Below are 18,926 nucleotides of genomic sequence, written 5' to 3' on the forward strand. Positions count from 1 at the left end.
AAACAATGACTCAATTGATCAGCCACGTATCGCCACAATCCCTGACCGACGTCCTGCAAGCGGCCGGTTATCGCGTCAATCAGACCGAACAGAACGGCATCGTCCAGTTGCTCAGCGCCAGTCAGGGCATCGGCTACGCCGTGCGTTTCGGTAACCCGGCGGTGGAGCAGGGCAGCTACGTCGACTTCACTTTCAGCTGTGCGCTGCGCGTGCAAGGTGAGTTGCCGCAAGGTGTGGCCGAGCAGTGGAACGCCAGCCGTCGTTTTGCGCGTTTGTCGTTGCAGGGCGAGTTTCTGGTGATGGAAATGGACGTGGTGGTGGCGGCGGGCGTGAGCAACGAGCACCTGCGTGGCAACCTGGAATTGTGGGATCGTCTGTTGCAGGAATTCATCGTTTATCTGCGTGACTTCACCCGGAACGGCACTGCGCAGACCGCCAAAGTTGCCGTCGCCGAGCAAGAGGAAGTCGCGCTGTGAAAAAGCCTGCCATGGTGATCAGCGCTGCGGCAGTGGCGCTGTTGGTGGTGGCCGTGGCGCTGGTGGTGCGGCCGGGTAGTGACCCGGTCGCCGCCCAGCAATCGTCGCCGCTGGCGGCGGTTGCAACGGGACCGGCGGTGGCGCGCTTGGGCAATCAGCAGGTAACCCCTGCGGAACTTCAGACCCTGCTCGCGACAGTCCCGCCAGAGACCCGCGAACAATTGCGTGGTAATCGGGAAGCGCTGGAACGCTGGATTCGCACGCGGCTGGCCGAGAAAGCTGTGCTCGAACAGGCCGATGCCCAAGGTTGGGCGCAGCGCCCCGAGGTTGCCCGGCAGACCCGGGCGGCGACTGAGCAGATCGTGTTTCGTGATTACTTACGTTCGGTCAGTCAGGTGCCGGCGGAGTATCCGAGTGCGGCTGAGTTGCAGCAGGCTTATGACGCTGGCAAGGCGAGCTGGCAGACGCCGGCGTTGTATCGGGTCAGTCAGATTTTCCTTGGGGTGAATGATCCGCAGAATCTTGAATCGGTGCGCAAGCAGGCGCTTGACCTGAGCAAGAAAGCACAGGCGACGCCGGCAGAATTTGCTGCATTGGCGACTCAATATTCACAGGATCGCGTCACCGCTGAGCGTGGTGGCGATAGCGGTCTGCAACCGTTGCAGCAACTGGTGCCAGAGGTGCGTGGCGCCGTGGCGCGGCTCAAGGTTGGCGCGGTTTCTGATCCTGTACAAAGCGCCGCCGGGTTCCATGTGATCAAACTCACCGAGCAACAACCGGCACGCACCGCGACCCTCGAAGAATTGCGCGATCAACTGACCCAGGCCCTGCGTGCGCAACGCCAGGAGCAAATCGCCCAGGCTTATCTGGACGGCATGCTCAACACCGCGACGCTGAGCATCGACGGCGCTGAACTCAACAAAGTCCTCGAGGAAAAACACTAATCTCGGTTTCACCACAAACCCCCTGTAGGAGTGAGCCTGCTCGCGATAGCGGTGGGTCAGGTTAGTCAATGTCAACTGACCGGACGCTATCGCGAGCAGGCTCACTCCTACAAGGAATTGCGTAAAGGCAACTACAAAGATCGACAGGGAGTCATCGATGTCATTCACCGAACCCGCAGGACGACCGGGCACCACTGATTACCGCTGGCCACACGACAACAACGAAGCGTGGCTCGCACACGCCGCGACCATCGACAGCGACGTCGCCCAATACTTTCTGGTCAGCGCCCGCTGCGGCTGCTTCATGCAAGCCGCACGCAGCCTCAACGTGCGCTCGACCCTGCTGCGTAAACAACTCGCGCAGCTCGAACAAGACCTGCAACACACCCTGTTCAGCTTTCAGGGCAGCGCACTAAGCCTCACCCGCGAAGGCCAGCAACTCCAGGCCAAACTGGTTGCGCTGGCCAACGAACGCAAACTTCCAGTGATCGAACAACCGCTGATTCGCCTCGCCGTGGCCGAATCGATCCTCCACGACATCCTCGGCCGCGACCTCATCGCACTGCTACGGCGCAACGCCAGCGTGCGCCTGGAAATCATCGCGCTGGACAGCGAATTGTCCCTGCGTGCCGTCAGCGCCGACATCGTCCTCTGGCTTGCCCACGGCGAAACCCCACACCCCTGCCCGACCTTCGCCACCAGCGAACCGCAAGCGCTGGCGCGCCTCGACTACCTGCCGCACATCGCCAAACGCTACTCCCGCGTCACCGCGCGCCCGGACACGCCTGATGACCTCGCCGATTTCATGCTGGTGCAATGGCAACATGATCGGCAGATCGACAGCTTCCGCCCGTGGAATGAACTGGTCGAACAGCGGTTGGCCGGGGTGGTGCAGATGCAGTCTTATGAGTTGATGCTGGAGATGATTCGTTGCAGCGCGTGCATTGGGTTGTTGCCGGCGTATATGAGCCGCTTTGATCGGGGCCTGATTGCGCTACCGGGGTTGTTCGAGGAACCGATGCGGTTGCAGGCATGGCTGGCCGTCAACGCGGACTCACAGAATGTGGTTGAAGTGCAGACTCTGACTGACCTCATTCATCACACCTTCAATGAACGCCGGGAATGGTTCCAGCCCTGATGCTAATCCCCTGTGGGAGCGAGCAGGCTCGCTCCCACATTTTGATATTCGCCAGACAGAGGTTCACCGGTTTAGAGTGGTCGGCCACATATCGATCCAGGAAGGATCCGCCATGCCCGACCACAACGCCGCCATCCACCTCGAACGCTTCAGCGAGTCGCACCTCGAGGCTGTCACTGCGCTTTACAACGAGCGGGCCGTCACCCGGCAGGTGTTGCAGATGCCGTTCCAGTCCGTCGACGTCTGGCGCCAAAGGCTGCTGGCGGAGAATGAGCGGGTGTTGAAGCTGGTCGCGCTGCATCAGGGGCAGGTCATCGGCCATCTGGGGCTGGAAAACTATTCGCGGATTCGTCGCAGCCACGCCGGCAGCGTCGGTATGGCAGTCGCCGTGGCGTGGCAGGGCAAAGGCGTGGGTTCGAAGTTGTTGGCGGCGGCACTTGACGTCGCCGACAACTGGATGAACCTGCACCGCGTTGAACTCTCGGTTTACGCCGACAACGAGGCAGCCATAGCGCTCTACCGCAAATTCGGTTTCGAGGACGAAGGCCTGTTTCGTGATTACGCCGTGCGCGACGGGCAATGGGTCGACACCCTGAGCATGGCCCGCCTGCGCAATCGTCCGAAAGCCTGACTCATTCGCTCAGCGCGAACGCCACCGCCGACTGTGCATGCAGTTCGGTGGTGTCGAGCAGGGGCAGGGCGCTGTGTTCGGGTTTGATCAGCAGGCCAATTTCCGTGCAGCCGAGAATGATCGCCTGCGCGCCGCGTGCGGTCAGGGACTCGATGACCCGCTGATAGATCTGCCGCGACTGATCGCTGATCACGCCGACGCAGAGTTCGTCGTAGATGATCCGGTGGACTTCCTTGCGCTCGGCTTCATCCGGCACCAACACGGTCAAACCCTGGGCAATCAGGCGTTGCTTGAGAAAATCCTGCTCCATGGTAAATGCCGTGCCGAGCAGGCCGACCGTACCCGCATCAATCTCCAGAGCCGCCTGCGCGGCGGGTTCGGCAATGTGCAAAAACGGAATGCTGATCGCCGCCTGAATCTGCTCGGCGACCTTGTGCATGGTGTTGGTACACAGCACCACGCATTCGGCGCCACCGGCTTCGAGCCTGCGCGCGGCATCCACCAGAATTGCCGCCGCATCGTCCCAGCGACCGGCGTGCTGGGCCTGTTCGACAGGGCCGAAGTCGACGCTGTACATCAGCAATTGTGCCGAACGCAATGGACCGAGGCGATCACGGACTTGCTGATTGATGAGTCGATAGTATTCGGCGCTGGATTCCCAGCTCATGCCGCCGATCAGGCCGATGGTGCGCATTGGATGTCCTCAGGCAAATGACAGTGTCGAGCGTTCAGGTCTGCCCGGAGTTTCCTTTTCTTCACACTTCGATGCCAGCAGCAAGTGACTGTACCGCTGATCTTTCACGCAAGTGTCATGGTGCTTTATCGGGGCGGGTGCAGGTTAAACGTACGCCGGGGCTGGTATCTGCCACTATCGACCTTTGCAGCTCCTTTCCGAGGAACACCGCTATGGACGACGTACAACAACTGGGCGAGATGCTTCGTCATTACGCCGAGAGCGAAGCGCACAAGAAGCAACTGTTCGAGACGCAATCGGCTGCCTGGGCCTCGCGGATTACCGCGTTGTTCGGTGATATTCAGCAATGGCTGGAGCCGGTGCAGGCGCCGAATCTGCTGGAGGTGAGTCGTGAGGCGTATGTCGCGTTTGGGCCGAGCACGCCGGTGGAAACGTCCACGTTCAAGACGGAAAAGCTGAGCATCGTGATTGCCGGCAAACCGGTGGAGTTCGTGCCGGATGTGATGGGCAGCGCAGGGCAGATCTCCCTCGCGGTGATGGGCCTGACGGCGGCGCGTTATGGCAGCATTTCGCTGGTGGGGTTGCCGGACGGCACGTGGCAGTGGCGCAAGACCAATGGTTTGAAGGATCCGGATACGTTTGCCTTCGACGCCAATTTTCTCGCCCAGCAGTTGCAGAGTCTGATTCCGCGCGAACGCAGTTGAGATCAAGAGCTTACCCCCTCACCCCAGCCCTCTCCCCCAAGGGGGCGAGGGGAAAGGGAGCCGATCTTCGTTGTTTTTGAGATTGCATTCACCCGAGGTGTTTCAGGTCGGTGTAACCCGAACAAACCACGCGGTCAGTTCCCTCTCCCTCTGGGAGAGGGCTAGGGTGAGGGCGACCCACCTGACACCCCTCACATCTCCAGATTGACCCACCCCGGCTTCGCCACCTCCGGCGCCACCGCGTTCACGGTTTTACCGGTGGCCAGTTCCACCCGCCGCGCCACCTCCGGATCATCGGCAAACGGCACCATGCTCGCTTCATCCAGACTGTCCGCCGTCTCCCGCCGCAAGCAGTACTCCACCGCCAGCCACAGAAACACCACGCCCAACACATCAAAGAAAATCTCCATCACGAGCGGCTCCCTGCCTCAGGCGATCTGTGCTTCGCGGTGCGCCAGCGCGACGTCTGCCACCCGCACTGTGCGCCACACGTTGTAAGCCATCAGCAACATCCCGGTAAGGAAGAACACCCCGCCGGCAAAACGCACGATGAAGCCCGGATGACTGGCCTGCAGCGCCTCGACAAACGAATAGGTCAGCGTGCCGTCTTCGTTGATCGCCCGCCACATCAGGCCCTGGGTGATGCCGTTGACCCACATCGAGGCGATGTACAACACCGTGCCGATGGTCGCTAGCCAGAAGTGCAGGTTGATCAGCGGTGTGCTGTACATCTGCTCGCGGCCAAAGACTTTCGGCACCATGTGATAGGTCGCGCCGAAGGTGATCATCGCCACCCAGCCCAACGCCCCGGCGTGGACGTGGCCGATGGTCCAGTCGGTGTAGTGGGAGAGGGCGTTAACGGTTTTGATCGCCATCATCGGCCCTTCAAACGTCGACATGCCGTAGAACGCCAGCGACAAGACCAGAAAGCGCAGGATCGGGTCGGTGCGCAACTTATGCCAGGCACCGGACAAGGTCATCATGCCGTTGATCATCCCGCCCCAGCTCGGCGCGAGCAGGATCAGGGACATGGCCATGCCCAGTGACTGCGCCCAGTCCGGCAGCGCGGTGTAGTGCAAATGGTGCGGGCCGGCCCAGATGTACAAGGTGATCAGCGCCCAGAAATGCACAATCGACAGGCGATACGAATACACCGGCCGATTAACCTGTTTCGGCACGAAGTAATACATCATGCCGAGGAAGCCGGTGGTCAGGAAGAAGCCCACCGCGTTGTGCCCGTACCACCACTGCACCATCGCATCGGTAGCCCCGGAATACACCGGATAGGACTTGAACCAGTCCACCGGAATCGACAGGTGATTGACCACATGCAACATGGCGATCACCAGAATGAACGCACCGAAAAACCAGTTGCCGACATAGATATGCTTGGTCTTGCGCTGCACCACAGTGGTGAAAAACACGATGGCGTAAGCGACCCAGACCACGGCCATCCACACCGCGCCGGAGAATTCGATTTCGGCGTATTCCTTGGTGGTGGTGTAGCCCATCGGCAGGGTGATCAGCATGATCACGATCACCGATTGCCAGCCCCAGAAAGTGAACGCGGCGAGGGTGTCCGAGTACAGCCGCACCTGGCAGGTACGCTGCACGGCGTAGTAACTGGCGGCAAATTGCGCGCTGCCGGCGAAACCGAAAATCACCAGGCTGGTGTGCAATGGGCGCAAGCGGCCGAAAGTGGTCCACGGCAGGTCCAGGTTCATCTCGGGCCAGACCAGTTGCGAGGCGATAAAAACCCCCATCGCCATGCCCACCACACCCCAGAAAATCGTCGCAATGACAAATTGGCGGACGACCTTGTAGTTGTAAGCCTGTCCGATTGTTGCTGTGCTCATGGTCAGTTCATCCACGGTTGCAAAGTCTTGCCAGGCCACCCGGTCTGGCATGAGCTGCACTGTAGAAACCCCGTCAGAAACAAAACAGGCTCAGGAATCCTTGATTTGTGCGGATCAGATTGGAGGGCTGACTGCGGCGTTCTGCCGCGCCCTGATATGGTTTTTATCGCTTCAGGTGAATCTGTAACGTGCTGCGCTGCTTCGTCATAGTGCTCTGAAGAAAACTGTGGGAGCGAGCCTGCTCGCGAATGCGGTGTGTCAGCCAACAATGCAGTTGCCTGACACACCGCATTCGCGAGCAGGCTCGCTCCCACAGGAATAACTGATGAGGTGGCAGGCATGTATCAATACGATGATTACGACCGGGCGCTGGTGTTCGAGCGTGTTGCGCAATTCCGCGATCAGGTCGAGCGCTTCATGGCCGGGGAGTTGAGCGAGGAGGAGTTTCTGCCGCTGCGCCTGCAAAACGGCCTGTACTTGCAAAAACACGCCTACATGCTGCGCGTGGCAATTCCCTACGGCACCTTGAGCGCCGAGCAGATGCGCACGCTGGCGAGCATCGCCAGTGACTACGATCGCGGTTACGGCCACTTCACCACGCGGCAGAACCTGCAGTTCAACTGGATCGAACTGGCCGAGGTGCCGGACATCCTCGAACGCCTGGCGCAGGTCAACATGCATGCGATCCAGACCTCCGGCAACTGCGTGCGCAACATCACCACCGAGGCGTTCGCCGGGGTCGCGGCGGACGAGTTGATCGACCCGCGCCCGCTGGCCGAGATTCTGCGGCAGTGGTCGACGATCAACCCGGAATTCCTGTTTCTGCCGCGCAAATTCAAGATCGCCATCTGCTCGGCGAAGCAGGATCGCGCGGCGATCATGATGCATGACATCGGCCTGTATCTTTACCCCGGTCGCGACGGGCAGATGTTGCTGCGGGTCATCGTCGGCGGTGGCCTGGGGCGCACACCGATCCTCGGTTTGCAGATTCGCGAAGGTTTGCCGTGGCAGCATTTGCTGTCCTACGTCGAGGCCGTTTTGCGCGTGTACAACCGCCACGGCCGGCGCGACAACAAGTACAAGGCGCGGATCAAGATTCTGGTCAAGGCGCTGGGCATCGAGGCGTTTGCCAAGGAAGTCGAAGAAGAATGGCAACACCTCAAGGACGGCCCGGCACAACTGACCGAAGACGAATATCAGCGCGTTGCCAGTGCGTTCGTGCCGCCGGTTTATCACACCCTGGCCGACACCGATCTGGACTTCGGCACGCGCATGGCCGAAAGCCCGGCGTTCGCCCGTTGGGTTGCGCGTAACGTGCAGCCACACAAGGTGCCGGGTTACACCAGCGTGGTGCTGTCGACCAAACCGGGCATGGCGTCGCCGCCGGGGGATGTCACCGGCGTGCAGATGCTGGCGGTGGCCGACTGGTCGCAGCGTTTCGGTTTTGGCGAGATTCGCATCGCCCATGAGCAGAACATTGTCCTGCCCGACGTGGCGAAAACCGATCTCCATGCGCTGTGGCAACTGGCGTGCAAACACGATCTGGGCAGCGCCAACGTCGGCTTGCTGACCGACATCATTGCCTGCCCGGGTGGCGATTTCTGTGCCTTGGCCAACGCCAAATCGATCCCGATCGCTCAGGCGATTCAGGCACGTTTCGATAACCTCGATTATTTGCACGATCTGGGCGATATCAGCCTGAACATTTCTGGCTGCATGAACGCCTGCGGTCATCACCACATTGGCAATATCGGCATTCTGGGCGTCGATAAGAACGGCAGCGAGTGGTATCAGATCACCCTCGGCGGTGCGCAGGGCAAGCACAGTGCGTTGGGCAAAGTCATCGGCCCGTCGTTCAGCGCCGCTGAAGTGCCGCAGGTGATCGAGCGGATCATTGGCACCTTTGTCCGCTATCGCGAGCACGAAGAGCTGTTCGTCGACACCGTGGCGCGCATTGGTCTGGAGCCGTTCAAGGAACGGGTCTATCCGAAGACGCTGGAGGCCGCGGTATGAATAATCTGTTGCGGCTGGAGCAGGGCGTGGCGCGGATTGTTACGGACGATCCATGGACGCTGGTGCGCGAGCCATCGACGCCAAGGCCTGATGGTTTGTTGATGCTGCCGCTGACGCATTGGCTGGAATCGCCGTCGACCCACGCGGTGTGGCTCGGCCCGGACGATGAGGTTGAAAGCCTGGTGCCGTGGTTGGGGTCGTTGCCGCTGATCGCGCTGGATTTTCCGAGTTTTCGTGATGGCCGCGCTTACAGTCAGGCGTATTTGCTGCGCAGTCGGTTCGGCTGGGCAGGGGAGTTGCGCGCGATTGGCGATGTGTTGCGTGATCAGCTCAGCCATATGCGCCAGTGCGGGTTCGACAGTTTTGCCGTGCGTGAGGACAAGTCTGCCGAGGATGCGCTGAAAGGGTTGGCCGGCATGAGCGTGCTGTATGGGCGTTCGGTGATCGAGCCGCGTCCGCTTTTCCGTCGGCGTTGACGGTTGAAAAGATCGCAGCCTTCGGCAGCTCCTACAGTTGACCTCATGTAGGAGCTGCCGCAGGTTCGGGCCGCGTTCGGACGATCTTTTGATCTTCGATGTACACCGGGGAAACCCCTAGAAACCTCATGAATCGGGCATTTTCCCTTGGGTCGATGGTGGCCTTTTGGTAGAGTCGCCGTCGCCAGCGGGTTTTCGGCTGGACGATGGAACCGAAGAAGGGAGTCTGATCAGTGAGTCCGGGCAAAAAAATCCTCGGCCTCACAGCGTTGCTTTTAATGCTGACGCTGTGGGCCAGTTACTTTTATGTATTCAAGGAAAACCGCGACGGCCAGCTCGGCGGCGTCGGCGAAAGAACCGCGTGGTGCGGCACGCCACCGTCCACGGAAGCGGCGTTGCTGGGCAAGGACCAACTGACCTTGCGCGTCACCAACAACCTGCGCGGCGAGTTCATGCTCAGTGGTTCGCTGGTGGTCTCGGAACGCACTTTCAACCGCTATGACCTCGCTCGCAACGAATTGCGCCTGCGTCTGGAACCATTGCAGTGGTCCTTCGGCGTCACGCCGATCTTCCTTGAGCAGGTCAAGGTGCAGCCGCTGAGCCGCAACCTGTCGGCTACCAACAAAAGTGCCTATGCCGAACTTGAACCACGGCCGATCGGCGTGCAGGGTCAGGTCACCGAATTTCCTTTCGACAGCTATCGCTACGGCTATAAACCGGTGCTCTATTACCTCAAGGGCAGCGAGCGCATTGACCTGCGCTTCAAGAACATCACCACATTGATGGAGATGTCCAACACCTTCACACCGATCCAGAAATACAACCGCGTCGACTACATCAACGAGAAAACCTCGATGATTCGCGACGAGGATTACAAGGCTTACGGGCCGCACGAATGTGCCTTCAGCGTCGAGCGCAAGGGGTCGTTCAAGGTGGTGGTGTTGTTGCTGCTGCTGGTGCTGTGCCTGCCGTTGCTGCTGGTGTTCTACCGTAATGAGCCGGGGATCGACTTCCTCGCCACGCTGTTGGGCGCCGCGATCGTGCGGGTGCTGTTGATCGGGCCGGTGCAGGATTTTCAGCTGTACAACATTGATTTCCTGTTGGGCGCGGCGATTTTGTTGGTGGGTACGGTGTCGTTGATCAAGGCGATGCACATCAATAGCCGGCGCGAGATGGCGTTGCGCAGTGGTGAGACGTCGTCCTGGTAATGGCGTGAACCCTTGAAAGCCCCTCACCCTAACCCTCTCCCAGTGGGAGAGGGGACTGACTGTGGGATATTTGAGAGATGCACCGACCTGAACGATTGGCTTGGAATCCATAGTCGACTCTATTTTTCAGGTCGATGTACCTCGCCAGACAACCCACCCTAGCCCTCTCCCAGTGGGAGAGGGCTAGGGTGAGGGCAAGACAATCTCCAGCCAATCACTTGAGCGCTGGATCCCCCATGTTCATCTTCTTCCACCCCTGCAACAGCACCTGCGCCTTCGGTTCCTGCCCGCTGTCGAGGTACCACTGAATCAGCGACAACCGCGCATTGCGGTTCGCTGGTTGCACTTTGAGCAGCCCCTCCAGCACCGCACACGCCTCATCGACCTTGCCGCTTTCATGCAGCGCCACTGCCAGCACATAACCGTACTGCGCGTTCTGCGGCTCCAGTTGCGCGGCTTTGTTCAGCGGTGACATGGCCTCGGCAGCCTTACCCGCGCGGATCAGCGACAGACCTTGGGTGTGCTGCAACAGCGCCGCGTCCGGATGCTGCTTGAGGCTGTCATCCAGCAGCGCCTGCGCTTCCTGTCCACGGCCATTGGCTTCCAGCCATTGCACCAGCGTCACCAGCGCCGGATAGAAATCCGGGTCGCGCTTGAGTGCTGAACGCAACAGACCTTCAACTTCCGCGCCACGGCCACTGGCCTGATACAGCATGGCCAGATTCAGATTGGCCTCGGCACGTTCCAGCAGGCTTTTCTGCACCGCTTCGTACTCGGCAATCGCCGCATCCCAATTGGCTTGCGCAGCGCCAAGACCGTTGTTGCGCGCAGTACTCAACAGATCCCGAGCGGCAACGATGCGCACCGCTTTTACCGGATCACCCAGTAGCGGCGCCAACAGAGGCGCACGCTCCGCTGGCGGCAGGAATGCACTGATCGCTCGCACGGCGCTTTCGCGCACTTGCGGTGCAGGGTTTTTCAGATCCTGCGTGGCCAGTTTCAACGCCTGCTCGCTTGGGTACAACGGCAGCTCGGCGAGCAGCGTCGCGCGTTGAATCGCCGGCAGATTACTGCGCTGCAACTGCTCATACAGCGCATCCGCAGCACCCGGTTGGCCATTGCGAATCAGCCACAGCCTTTCGTCATAACGCGGTGCCTGGGTTGCGCTGGAGGCGCTCCACAATTTGAACTGCGCGGTGACCTTGTCGCCAGCCTTGCCCTGATGGCAGGTCAGGCAGGCATCCGGGGTGCCGAGTTTTTGCGCGCGCTCAGGGTTGGGAATGCTGAAGCTGTGGTCATGGCGGAAGTCGTTGCCCATATAGAACTTGCCGGGCATGTGGCAATCGACGCACTGCGAACCGGGCTGGCCCATGGTGTGGCGGGTGTGTTCGATGGAATCGTAGTTCTTCGCTTGCAGGCCTTTGCCGTCGACGCCTTCGACCGACGTCTTGCCGGCGGTGTTGTGGCATTGCAGGCACACCGCGTTGCCGGGTGCTTTCAGTTCGGTGCTGTGCGGGTTGTGGCAATTGCTGCAACGCACGCCCTTGTCGAACATCTTGCTTTGCAGGAATGAGCCGTGTTCGAACACCTCATCCTTGATCTTCCCGTCCAGCGCATACAACTCGCGGGTCAGGGTGCTGGGCAGGTAATCGTCCATCAAGCGCTTGCCGACGGTGTAGCCATCGCCCAAAGGCGCACGGCGCGCGTGGCAACGGGCACAGGTTTCGATCTCGACGGTGGCGTTCTTGTCCTTGAGGTCGACGTCAAACCCCTGATGGATCAGATCGCCTTTTTTCTGCGTCCACTCCAGATGATTGGACGCTGGGCCGTGACAGGCCTGACAACCGACACCGAGGCTGTTCCACTGACTGTTGAAAGTATTGCTCGACGCATCGAAATTGCGCTTGAACCCGGTGGTGTGGCATTCGACGCACATGAAGTTGGCGTTCTGGCTCGGCTTGCTCCAGTGCAGCGGATTCTTGAAGTTGACGCCCTGACCGGGGTAGAGATGAAACCAGCGATGTTTCTCGGTATCCCACGCCACGCCGAGTGCCTGCAAACGACCTTCGCCGACCTCGATCAGGTACTGCTGCAACGGTGCGATGCCGAAGGTGTAGGCGACTTTGAAGTCAGCGTTCTTGCCGTCGATGCCGGGCGTATTGACCCAGAACTCATCGCCCCTGCGCGCGAAGCGTGTGGTCTCGTTCTCGGCCTTGAAGGTGACGTTATTGAAATCGCCGAGCATGGTGTCGGCGTTCGCCGCTTGCATCGCCAATTGGTGATGCGAGCCTTGCCAGTCCTTGACCTGTTCGCTGTGGCAGCCTTGGCATTGTTGTTCATCAACCATTGTTGCCGCTTTACTCGCCACAACGGGCTGCGGCTTTACGGGTGCCGGCACGCTTATTGGGGCAGGTTTTACCGGGGCGGGCGCAGGGCTGAAGAGAAACCAGCCAATGCCCGCGACGGCGGCGAGCAGCACAGCGATGGTGATCGGGAACAGATATTTTGAGGGTGGCGATCGAGGCGAATCAGGTTCAGGTTGTGCTGTTTTATTTTTATGCTTGGGCATTGCGACTTCCGTAGTCCAGGTGCATTTGCCGTCTGGCGTGCGTTCAAGCTTGATGCAGCTTTGCCGGATGACCGGCGTCTGTCAAATGACCGTTGTGATCCGCCGCGCAGCCTTGCGTGAATATTGTGCTTTGCAATCGCAATTGCTGAGGTTTTAGCTATACCTGTAACTCCCCCAGGCAAAGTTTTCGGCCTTCTGACAGGAGTTACAGCATGAAGCTAGCAGTGATGATGGGCACACTGTGTTTTGCCACCCTCGCAGTGGTAGGTTGTTCCAGCAAAACCGTCGACCCGAAAGAGTACTCCGGCTTCCTCAAAGACTACAGCCAGCTCAAGGAGGCCAAATCGCCGTCCGGTGCCGAGGTCATGCGCTGGATCGATCCGAAGGTCGACGTCAGGAAATTCACCAGCGTGTATATCGAGCCGACCCAGCTCTACCCGAAACCGCAACCGACCGCGAAAATTTCCCAGCAAACCCTCAATGGCATCACTTCCTACTACGATCAGGCGCTCAAGCGTGAAATCGGCAAAGACTTGCCGTTGGCGACTGGCCCAGGTCCAGGTGTGATTGTGGTGCGTGCGGCAATCACCGCCGTGAGCAGTTCGACCGAAGGCCTGCACGCTTATGAAGTGATCCCGATCGCGCTGGTCGCCGCTGCGGTCAGCACGGCCAGCGGTATTCGCGATCAGGAAACCACCCTGGCCACCGAAGCGGTGTTCCTCGATGGCGCGAATAACAAGGTCGTCGCGCAAGTGGTGCGCAAAGGCACCGGCAAGCCATTGGAGAATGACACGCAAGCGATGTCGACCAACGACGTCAAGCCAGTGATCGATGGCTGGGCCTCAGACCTGCGTCAGTCGTATCTGAAGCTCAAGAAAGCCAAGTAAGCGCACGAGGCCGGATTGTCCGCGAGGACCGTCCGGCCTGTGCACACCCTCAGAAATTGGCGCGTGCCTGACGGTTGTATTGGCTGAGCAGGGCGTCGTAGCCACGGGTGACGGCGTAGTAATCGTCGCTCAATCGTTGCGGTTCGGCGTGGTTCTGCCAGTCCTTGTGCAGGGTGTTCAGCGCGTCGAGATAGCTTTGCGCTGGCGCACTGATGTGCCGCCACAGCTCCCGCGCGTCATCGTCCTTGTTTCGAAATCCACCCTCGCGAAGAGCGATGAAGGGCGCGCGGCGATTCCACGCCTGTTGCAGATCAGCGGTGGTATCGGCCACGGTTTGCGGGCTCAGGGTGCGGTGTTTCATCCCGTCTTCGAGCAGATCCAGTGTCTCCCGGGCCTGAATCATGTACGCCAGCAGAGACCAATGAATCTCCTTGCCTACCCGCGCTTCCAGCAGCTTGAGCTGCTCGGGGCGCAGTGCCACATCCAGTGGCAGCAGTTCCTCTCGCAAGGCTGTTGATGCGTTGATGTAGGCATTGCTGGCGGCCTGGATTTGTCCCGAACCCTGGGACAACCGGGCGAGCGGCGTGGCATAAAAGTTCGCACTTCTGTCGAGTCGCTCCGGCGTAAAGATCACCGCTGCCCCCTGCAGTGCTTGCGCGTAGTCACGGACTTTTTGTGAAAGCACTGGCTGATAGGCCAAGAGTTCGAGTTTTTCGTTGATATGACTGAGGCAGAGATCCTTTTGGATGTCATGCACGGTGTACGCATCCGTGTTGTCGAAATCCCGTGCCTCAGCAAGATAATGTCCGAATGCATCACTGGTTGGTCGCGGACGTTCGAACTTGTCGTAGGCGTTGCGCCAGTGCACATCGACGCGGTTGACGCAGGCGATGATCGGGCTAAGCGCGTTGGCCTGCGCGGTCACGGGGGATTCGCGCTGATCAAGCCACAGGTCGAGTTTCAGGAACGGCCGGGTCGCGCTCGTCAGACCCAGCACTACCAGAACGACGACTACGCCGCTGACAAACATGAATCTTGAGGTCATGGTCGTGCCTCCGCCGGATACCACTGTTCACGGGTGGCGGGCGCGCCACAGTCGAAAGAACTCGCCGGCAACCGGCTACACAAACGCTCGGCCCAGGGTTGCAGGCCTTGATTGCGGTTGACTGTGCCTTGGCTGGCGGCCACTTTGAACACGCCCAGCACCAGCACCAGGGCGACAACGCCGAGTAGCGTCAGGCCGATTTTCACCGGCAGGTTAGTCTTTTCCCAGGACGTGTGTGGCTTGACCTGACGGCGACGGATCAAACCCACGCTGACCAGTGTGGCCGCATAGACGACGCCGGCGATGGGGCCGAAAAACCAGCTGAGCCCGGCCACCATCAATGCGCACGGAATCAGATCGCGCAGTACGCCGAACGGCGCAGCGTCCTTGGCAAAACCCGGCCATAACCGCGCGCTGAGGCGGTCATCCAGCAGCCAATGGGTGTGCGCCAGTTCGTGCGTCAGCCAGTTGATGCCCGCAGCGATCACGCCAAACACGATCGTTGAGGTCATGACGATATTGATCAGCCCGGTGACGCGCAGCCCCAGCGGGATGAAATGAGTAAACGCACCGATCAGACAGGCCAGCACCACGCCAACGTAGGTCGGCCATTCGCCACGGCTCAGCTCCCAGTCGCGCCAGAAAAACGCGGTGCCCCCGGGCATCTCTGCGCAGACCTTTGGATGATTGGCATACAGCGCCGAACTCAAATGTCGGCAATGCTCCCAATCTTTCTCACGCAGGCGCCGGGCCAATGCGCGGCGCTGGCTAAACGGGCCGCTGCCGAGCAACAGCTGTGCGGCGCGGTGTTCGGCGGTGGCGGGCGGCGCTTCGGCGAGTTGCCGTTGCTGCGCGATAAAAATCGGTGCCTCATGGCGCGCGACCAGACGCTTCCATTCATCTTTCGGGCAACGGTTGGCCGGGCCGGAATGCCAGCCCTGGCCCGCACAAACCTGCTCGAAAACAGCGCAGGACCAGTATTCGCTGTCCAGTAGCAATCGACTCAGGAACAGGTTGAACCAAAGTCGGTGTACTTCAGCGTCGAGCCACAGGTATTGGCCGCACTGTGCGTAGGCCTGCAAAAAGGCCGCACTGTCCTCACGATCAAGGGCATCACGCAGCGGTCGAGTAATACGTTCCCGCTGCTGATCGAGCAAATGTTCGATGGATTCCTCGTCCAGTTCCAGGCGCTGCCAGGCACTGAACCAGTGATACGTCTGAACCGCCCAATCGACCATCGGCGCCGATGTTTGCGGGTTCTCGATGCAATGCTGCAGCAGGGTCTCTTCGAGGATATGCGCGCAACCCTGCTCAACGGCAAGGGCATGGCGCTGCTGTAACTGCGCAAGGCTGGTGCCGTGCAGCGAACGAGTCGCCTGCTGCAAGGCATCGACTTCGACTACGGTCAGACCGGTCAAGTCCCAGGCGTCTTCATCAGCCCCGTGGTCCTCGCTGGCCTGCGCCCATTCCTTGTAATTCAGGGCTTGCTCGTAGGCGTCACGCAGGCGCTGGAAGCCCTCGGCGTCCTCGTCCGGACGGGTCTGTTTGAGCAGGGCTGCGTATTGGCGTTTGATACTGCGCGTATCGGCGTCGGCGGTAAGGCCAAGGACGGTCCAGCAACTCATTGCGTGTACAACTCCATGAAAACCTTCGACGCGGTCCAGTGGTGGCACTTTGATTGTGCGCACCCTACCTGTTTCGCGTCGAAAAGTCCTCAGCCGTGGTTTATTTGCCGACGAACCAGCGGAAATACGGGTTGCCGCCATCGCCGCGCATCACCTCGCCGATATCCCGCGCCCAGGCATCGCGGTCGCCATCATAGGCATGCAAGCTGGCGCGATAGAACTGCATCAAACGCTGGCGATGGGTCTCCATACGTTCATTGAAACCGGCATCGGCATTCACCAGTGGCGGCGCCTGATACAGGTCCAACAGTGCCGGCAACACGCGCGTAATCTCCTTGCTGCGCACCCACGGCGCGTACTCGATGCGCGGTTGATCGTCGGTCACCGCAGGTGCATCGGCGGCAAAGCGTTCAAGCCCGGCGCGATCGGTCACCCAGGTCGAGAGCAGGGCTGCGGCTGAGCCAATACCGACATCCTGCAAGGTGCTGCGCACGCTGTCTTGCTGGAAACGCGTGGTGATTTTCGCGGCGTCCAGTTCCATCGGCTGCATCGAGCCGACCAGCAACATCTCATGGAATTCGCTGGTCCACAGCGAGGCATACGGGAACACATCAAGAAAACTGCGCACCAGCGAACGCGAGTCGTCGATGTTCTGCGTCGGTAATGGCAGCCACTGGGCGACGATGCCTTTGTCCTCCAGACGACTGGCCGCCAACTGGTAGAAGTCCCGCGAATACAGGTTGACCACGCCGGCCGCAGAGGGCGGTGGCGGTTCGAGGGTGATCAGGTCGTAGGTTTGTGCGCTGCGCAGCAGTTCCTGGCGCCCGTCGCGCAGACGCACATCGACGCCGGGATCGCTGGCGGCGTTGAAGTTGCCCTTGAACAGCGGCGCGGCTTTGACCACCGACGGCAGCAGCTCGGCGACCACCCGCTGCTCCAGCCCCGGATAGCGCAGCATCGCGCCGGCAGTGATGCCCGTGCCAAAACCGATGACCAGTGTCGAGCGCGGCTCACCGTTGTGAATCAACAGCGGCAGCAAGGCTTGCACGCGCATGTAGCGCAGTGAGGGCATGGCATCGCCGGTGTTCGATACGCCTTGAATATACAAGCGATGGAAGGTGTTATCGCCGCGACCTTGAGCAACCACGGCCACGGTGCCGCCACGGCCTTCTTCATAGAACGACAGGCTGCCGTTGCGCGCACCGGGCAGCAGGCTGGCAAGTTTGTCGACCGGGGTAAACACGGCAAATGCAACCGAGACCAGACCGAGGGCGACCACGGCCTGACGCCGGCCCTTCTTGACGTGATGACCTTTGCGCACGGCGAAATAGCCGATGCCGGCGGCGATAATCGCCAGCAGGCCCAAGGTGCGCACCAGCCCCAGCAGCGGGATTAACAGGAAGCCGCACAACATCACCCCGACAATCCCGCCGAGCGTGTTGAACGCCACCACGGTGCCAACGTCCTGGCCGACGCGCTCATGGCCGACACTCAGGCGTAAGGCCAGCGGAAACGCCGCGCCGAGCAGCAGCGTCGGCACAAACACGATGCTCAATGCCGCCACCGCAAAGCGCGCGCTCATGCCGGCCAGCTCACTGGCGCCCAGACTCAACAACCACATTTCCGCCTGACTTTGCGCGATCACCAGCCAGCGCCCGAGCACGGCGATTTCCAGCAGCGCGATCAACCCGGCGCCGGCAATCAGCAAACCGAACACGCCCCACGGATCGCGGATCCTTTCGACCCGCCGGGCGAGCAGGGCGCTGCCGATAAACAGCCCGGTCAGATACGTCGCAAGCACCACGGCAAACGCGTAGGTGCGGGTGCTCATGAACTGCACGATCGATTGCGACCAGACCACTTCATAACCGAGCGCCACGCCACCAGCGATCGAGTACAGCCACAGCGCGCTGCGATCCGGGGCTTTTTCCGCGTGGTGTTTGACGAGGGTGGTTACCGGCGCCGGATGTTGCCGGGCAAACCACAAAGCACCGACGGCGGCCAGCAGATTGAGCATTGCCGCAAACAAGGCACTGCCTCGCACGCCGAGGCTGGCGATCAACACGAACGCGGCGAGTAAGGTGCCGATAATCGCGCCCAAGGTGTTGGCCGCATACAACTGACCGCCGGCCTTGCCCGGATTGGCGGCGAGCGAACGCACCAGCACCGGCAGGGTGCCGCCCATCAACACTGCCGGCAGGCCAACCAGTGCAAAAGGCAACAGCCACGCGAGCGGACCGAGGTGTTCCTGCAACCAGGCAAACGGACCGGCCGCCAGACTCATGGCCACCGTCGCACCGACCGCCAATATCGCCACCAGCACTTCCAGCCCGGCGTACAGCAACACTGGCTGCTGCAAGCGATCGGCCCAGCGCCCGAACAGCCAGCCACCGATAGCGAGTCCAGCGAAAAACGCACTGATACCAGTGGTGATCGCGTACACCTCGACGCCGACCACCAGCGACAGTTGCTTGATCCACAGCACTTGATAAACCAGCGCCGCGGCACCGGAAATGCACAGCAGCAGGGCGGGGATCAGCAGCGCGGGAGCGGCGGTGTGTGAGGCGGGTATGGCCGAAGGCTTGCTGGCGATACGTGAGGACATACGGAGGCCTTAATTCAAATAGGACAGTTGATCGTTCCCACGCTCTGCGTGGGAA

The 18,926-nt window shown here is 60.5% G+C and carries 16 protein-coding genes; 9 read left to right on the forward strand and 7 right to left on the reverse strand.

Features of this window, described 5'->3' with window-relative positions:
• Positions 1–5: 5 nt before the first annotated feature.
• The 4 genes from ACWR1S_RS00430 (at position 6) to ACWR1S_RS00445 (ending at position 3,189) form a co-directional block, all read left to right on the forward strand.
• Positions 6–476, forward strand: a complete 471-nt coding sequence (locus ACWR1S_RS00430) for a YbjN domain-containing protein (protein WP_454562015.1) — start codon at positions 6–8, stop codon at positions 474–476.
• Positions 473–1,420, forward strand: a complete 948-nt coding sequence (locus ACWR1S_RS00435; protein ID WP_454562016.1) for a peptidylprolyl isomerase — start codon at positions 473–475, stop codon at positions 1,418–1,420. Before ACWR1S_RS00430 ends, ACWR1S_RS00435 begins: the two co-directional genes overlap by 4 nt.
• A 157-nt stretch (positions 1,421–1,577) precedes the next feature.
• Positions 1,578–2,558, forward strand: coding sequence for a LysR family transcriptional regulator (locus ACWR1S_RS00440; RefSeq protein ID WP_454562017.1), 981 nt, complete (start codon positions 1,578–1,580; stop codon positions 2,556–2,558).
• Between the two features lie 112 nt (positions 2,559–2,670).
• Positions 2,671–3,189: a GNAT family N-acetyltransferase gene (locus tag ACWR1S_RS00445; RefSeq protein ID WP_454562018.1), complete on the forward strand. Its 519-nt coding sequence runs from the start codon at positions 2,671–2,673 to the stop codon at positions 3,187–3,189.
• Between the two features lies 1 nt (position 3,190).
• Here ACWR1S_RS00445 and ACWR1S_RS00450 read toward each other — a convergent pair whose 3' ends face one another.
• A complete protein-coding gene (locus ACWR1S_RS00450) occupies positions 3,191–3,883 on the reverse strand; it encodes an aspartate/glutamate racemase family protein (protein WP_454562019.1) in 693 nt (230 codons plus the stop codon).
• A 212-nt stretch (positions 3,884–4,095) separates the two neighbouring features.
• On the opposite strand from ACWR1S_RS00450, the gene ACWR1S_RS00455 reads away from it, so the two are divergent.
• Complete coding sequence (locus ACWR1S_RS00455; RefSeq protein WP_454562020.1) at positions 4,096–4,587, forward strand: hypothetical protein; 492 nt, start codon at positions 4,096–4,098, stop codon at positions 4,585–4,587.
• A 191-nt stretch (positions 4,588–4,778) separates the two neighbouring features.
• On the opposite strand, the gene ACWR1S_RS00460 is transcribed toward ACWR1S_RS00455, so the two are convergent.
• Positions 4,779–4,997, reverse strand: a complete 219-nt coding sequence (locus ACWR1S_RS00460; protein ID WP_141129262.1) for a cbb3-type cytochrome c oxidase subunit 3 — start codon at positions 4,995–4,997, stop codon at positions 4,779–4,781.
• An 18-nt stretch (positions 4,998–5,015) separates the two neighbouring features.
• Entirely contained in the window at positions 5,016–6,443 is a 1,428-nt protein-coding gene (ccoN, locus tag ACWR1S_RS00465) for a cytochrome-c oxidase, cbb3-type subunit I (RefSeq protein ID WP_454562021.1), read from the reverse strand.
• A 339-nt stretch (positions 6,444–6,782) separates the two neighbouring features.
• Here ccoN and ACWR1S_RS00470 point away from each other — a divergent pair, with 339 nt between their 5' ends.
• The 3 genes from ACWR1S_RS00470 to ACWR1S_RS00480 all read left to right on the forward strand — a co-directional run bounded on the left by ACWR1S_RS00470 (position 6,783) and on the right by ACWR1S_RS00480 (position 10,140).
• The gene (locus ACWR1S_RS00470; RefSeq protein WP_454562022.1) at positions 6,783–8,456 is read left to right on the forward strand and encodes a nitrite/sulfite reductase; all 1,674 of its coding nucleotides are present in this window, start codon (positions 6,783–6,785) and stop codon (positions 8,454–8,456) included.
• Entirely contained in the window at positions 8,453–8,932 is a 480-nt protein-coding gene (locus ACWR1S_RS00475) for a DUF934 domain-containing protein (RefSeq protein WP_141129264.1), read from the forward strand. Before ACWR1S_RS00470 ends, ACWR1S_RS00475 begins: the two co-directional genes overlap by 4 nt.
• 233 nt (positions 8,933–9,165) lie before the next feature.
• Positions 9,166–10,140, forward strand: a complete 975-nt coding sequence (locus ACWR1S_RS00480; protein WP_454562023.1) for a hypothetical protein — start codon at positions 9,166–9,168, stop codon at positions 10,138–10,140.
• 214 nt (positions 10,141–10,354) lie between these two features.
• Here ACWR1S_RS00480 and ACWR1S_RS00485 read toward each other — a convergent pair whose 3' ends face one another.
• Positions 10,355–12,709: a tetratricopeptide repeat protein gene (locus tag ACWR1S_RS00485; protein WP_454562024.1), complete on the reverse strand. Its 2,355-nt coding sequence runs from the start codon at positions 12,707–12,709 to the stop codon at positions 10,355–10,357.
• Between the two features lie 212 nt (positions 12,710–12,921).
• Between ACWR1S_RS00485 and ACWR1S_RS00490 the strand changes: the two genes are divergently transcribed.
• Positions 12,922–13,596 (forward strand): DUF3313 domain-containing protein, encoded by a 675-nt coding sequence (locus tag ACWR1S_RS00490; RefSeq protein ID WP_454562025.1) that lies wholly within the window; start codon positions 12,922–12,924, stop codon positions 13,594–13,596.
• A gap of 49 nt (positions 13,597–13,645) precedes the next feature.
• On the opposite strand, the gene ACWR1S_RS00495 is transcribed toward ACWR1S_RS00490, so the two are convergent.
• The 3 genes from ACWR1S_RS00495 to ACWR1S_RS00505 form a co-directional block, all read right to left on the reverse strand.
• Positions 13,646–14,641, reverse strand: coding sequence for a DUF3829 domain-containing protein (locus ACWR1S_RS00495; protein WP_454562026.1), 996 nt, complete (start codon positions 14,639–14,641; stop codon positions 13,646–13,648).
• Complete coding sequence (locus tag ACWR1S_RS00500; RefSeq protein ID WP_454562027.1) at positions 14,638–16,266, reverse strand: J domain-containing protein; 1,629 nt, start codon at positions 16,264–16,266, stop codon at positions 14,638–14,640. The genes ACWR1S_RS00495 and ACWR1S_RS00500 overlap by 4 nt, the downstream gene beginning before the upstream one ends.
• 100 nt (positions 16,267–16,366) lie before the next feature.
• Entirely contained in the window at positions 16,367–18,871 is a 2,505-nt protein-coding gene (locus ACWR1S_RS00505; protein ID WP_454562028.1) for a fused MFS/spermidine synthase, read from the reverse strand.
• Positions 18,872–18,926 lie beyond the last annotated feature (55 nt).

The organism is Pseudomonas sp. AIG, assembly GCF_977020205.1.

Excerpts from the sequence above, each read along its gene's own strand:
- ACWR1S_RS00460 (WP_141129262.1), bottom strand. The coding sequence starts at position 4,997 with ATGGAGATTTTCTTTGATGTGTTGGGCGTGGTGTTTCTGTGGCTGGCG.
- ACWR1S_RS00500 (WP_454562027.1), bottom strand. The coding sequence starts at position 16,266 with ATGAGTTGCTGGACCGTCCTTGGCCTTACCGCCGACGCCGATACGCGC.
- ACWR1S_RS00430 (WP_454562015.1), top strand. The coding sequence starts at position 6 with ATGACTCAATTGATCAGCCACGTATCGCCACAATCCCTGACCGACGTC.
- ACWR1S_RS00485 (WP_454562024.1), bottom strand. The coding sequence starts at position 12,709 with ATGCCCAAGCATAAAAATAAAACAGCACAACCTGAACCTGATTCGCCT.
- ACWR1S_RS00445 (WP_454562018.1), top strand. The coding sequence starts at position 2,671 with ATGCCCGACCACAACGCCGCCATCCACCTCGAACGCTTCAGCGAGTCG.
- ACWR1S_RS00490 (WP_454562025.1), top strand. The coding sequence starts at position 12,922 with ATGAAGCTAGCAGTGATGATGGGCACACTGTGTTTTGCCACCCTCGCA.
- ACWR1S_RS00455 (WP_454562020.1), top strand. The coding sequence starts at position 4,096 with ATGGACGACGTACAACAACTGGGCGAGATGCTTCGTCATTACGCCGAG.
- ACWR1S_RS00505 (WP_454562028.1), bottom strand. The coding sequence starts at position 18,871 with ATGTCCTCACGTATCGCCAGCAAGCCTTCGGCCATACCCGCCTCACAC.
- ACWR1S_RS00475 (WP_141129264.1), top strand. The coding sequence starts at position 8,453 with ATGAATAATCTGTTGCGGCTGGAGCAGGGCGTGGCGCGGATTGTTACG.
- ACWR1S_RS00440 (WP_454562017.1), top strand. The coding sequence starts at position 1,578 with ATGTCATTCACCGAACCCGCAGGACGACCGGGCACCACTGATTACCGC.
- ACWR1S_RS00450 (WP_454562019.1), bottom strand. The coding sequence starts at position 3,883 with ATGCGCACCATCGGCCTGATCGGCGGCATGAGCTGGGAATCCAGCGCC.
- ACWR1S_RS00470 (WP_454562022.1), top strand. The coding sequence starts at position 6,783 with ATGTATCAATACGATGATTACGACCGGGCGCTGGTGTTCGAGCGTGTT.
- ccoN (WP_454562021.1), bottom strand. The coding sequence starts at position 6,443 with ATGAGCACAGCAACAATCGGACAGGCTTACAACTACAAGGTCGTCCGC.
- ACWR1S_RS00495 (WP_454562026.1), bottom strand. The coding sequence starts at position 14,641 with ATGACCTCAAGATTCATGTTTGTCAGCGGCGTAGTCGTCGTTCTGGTA.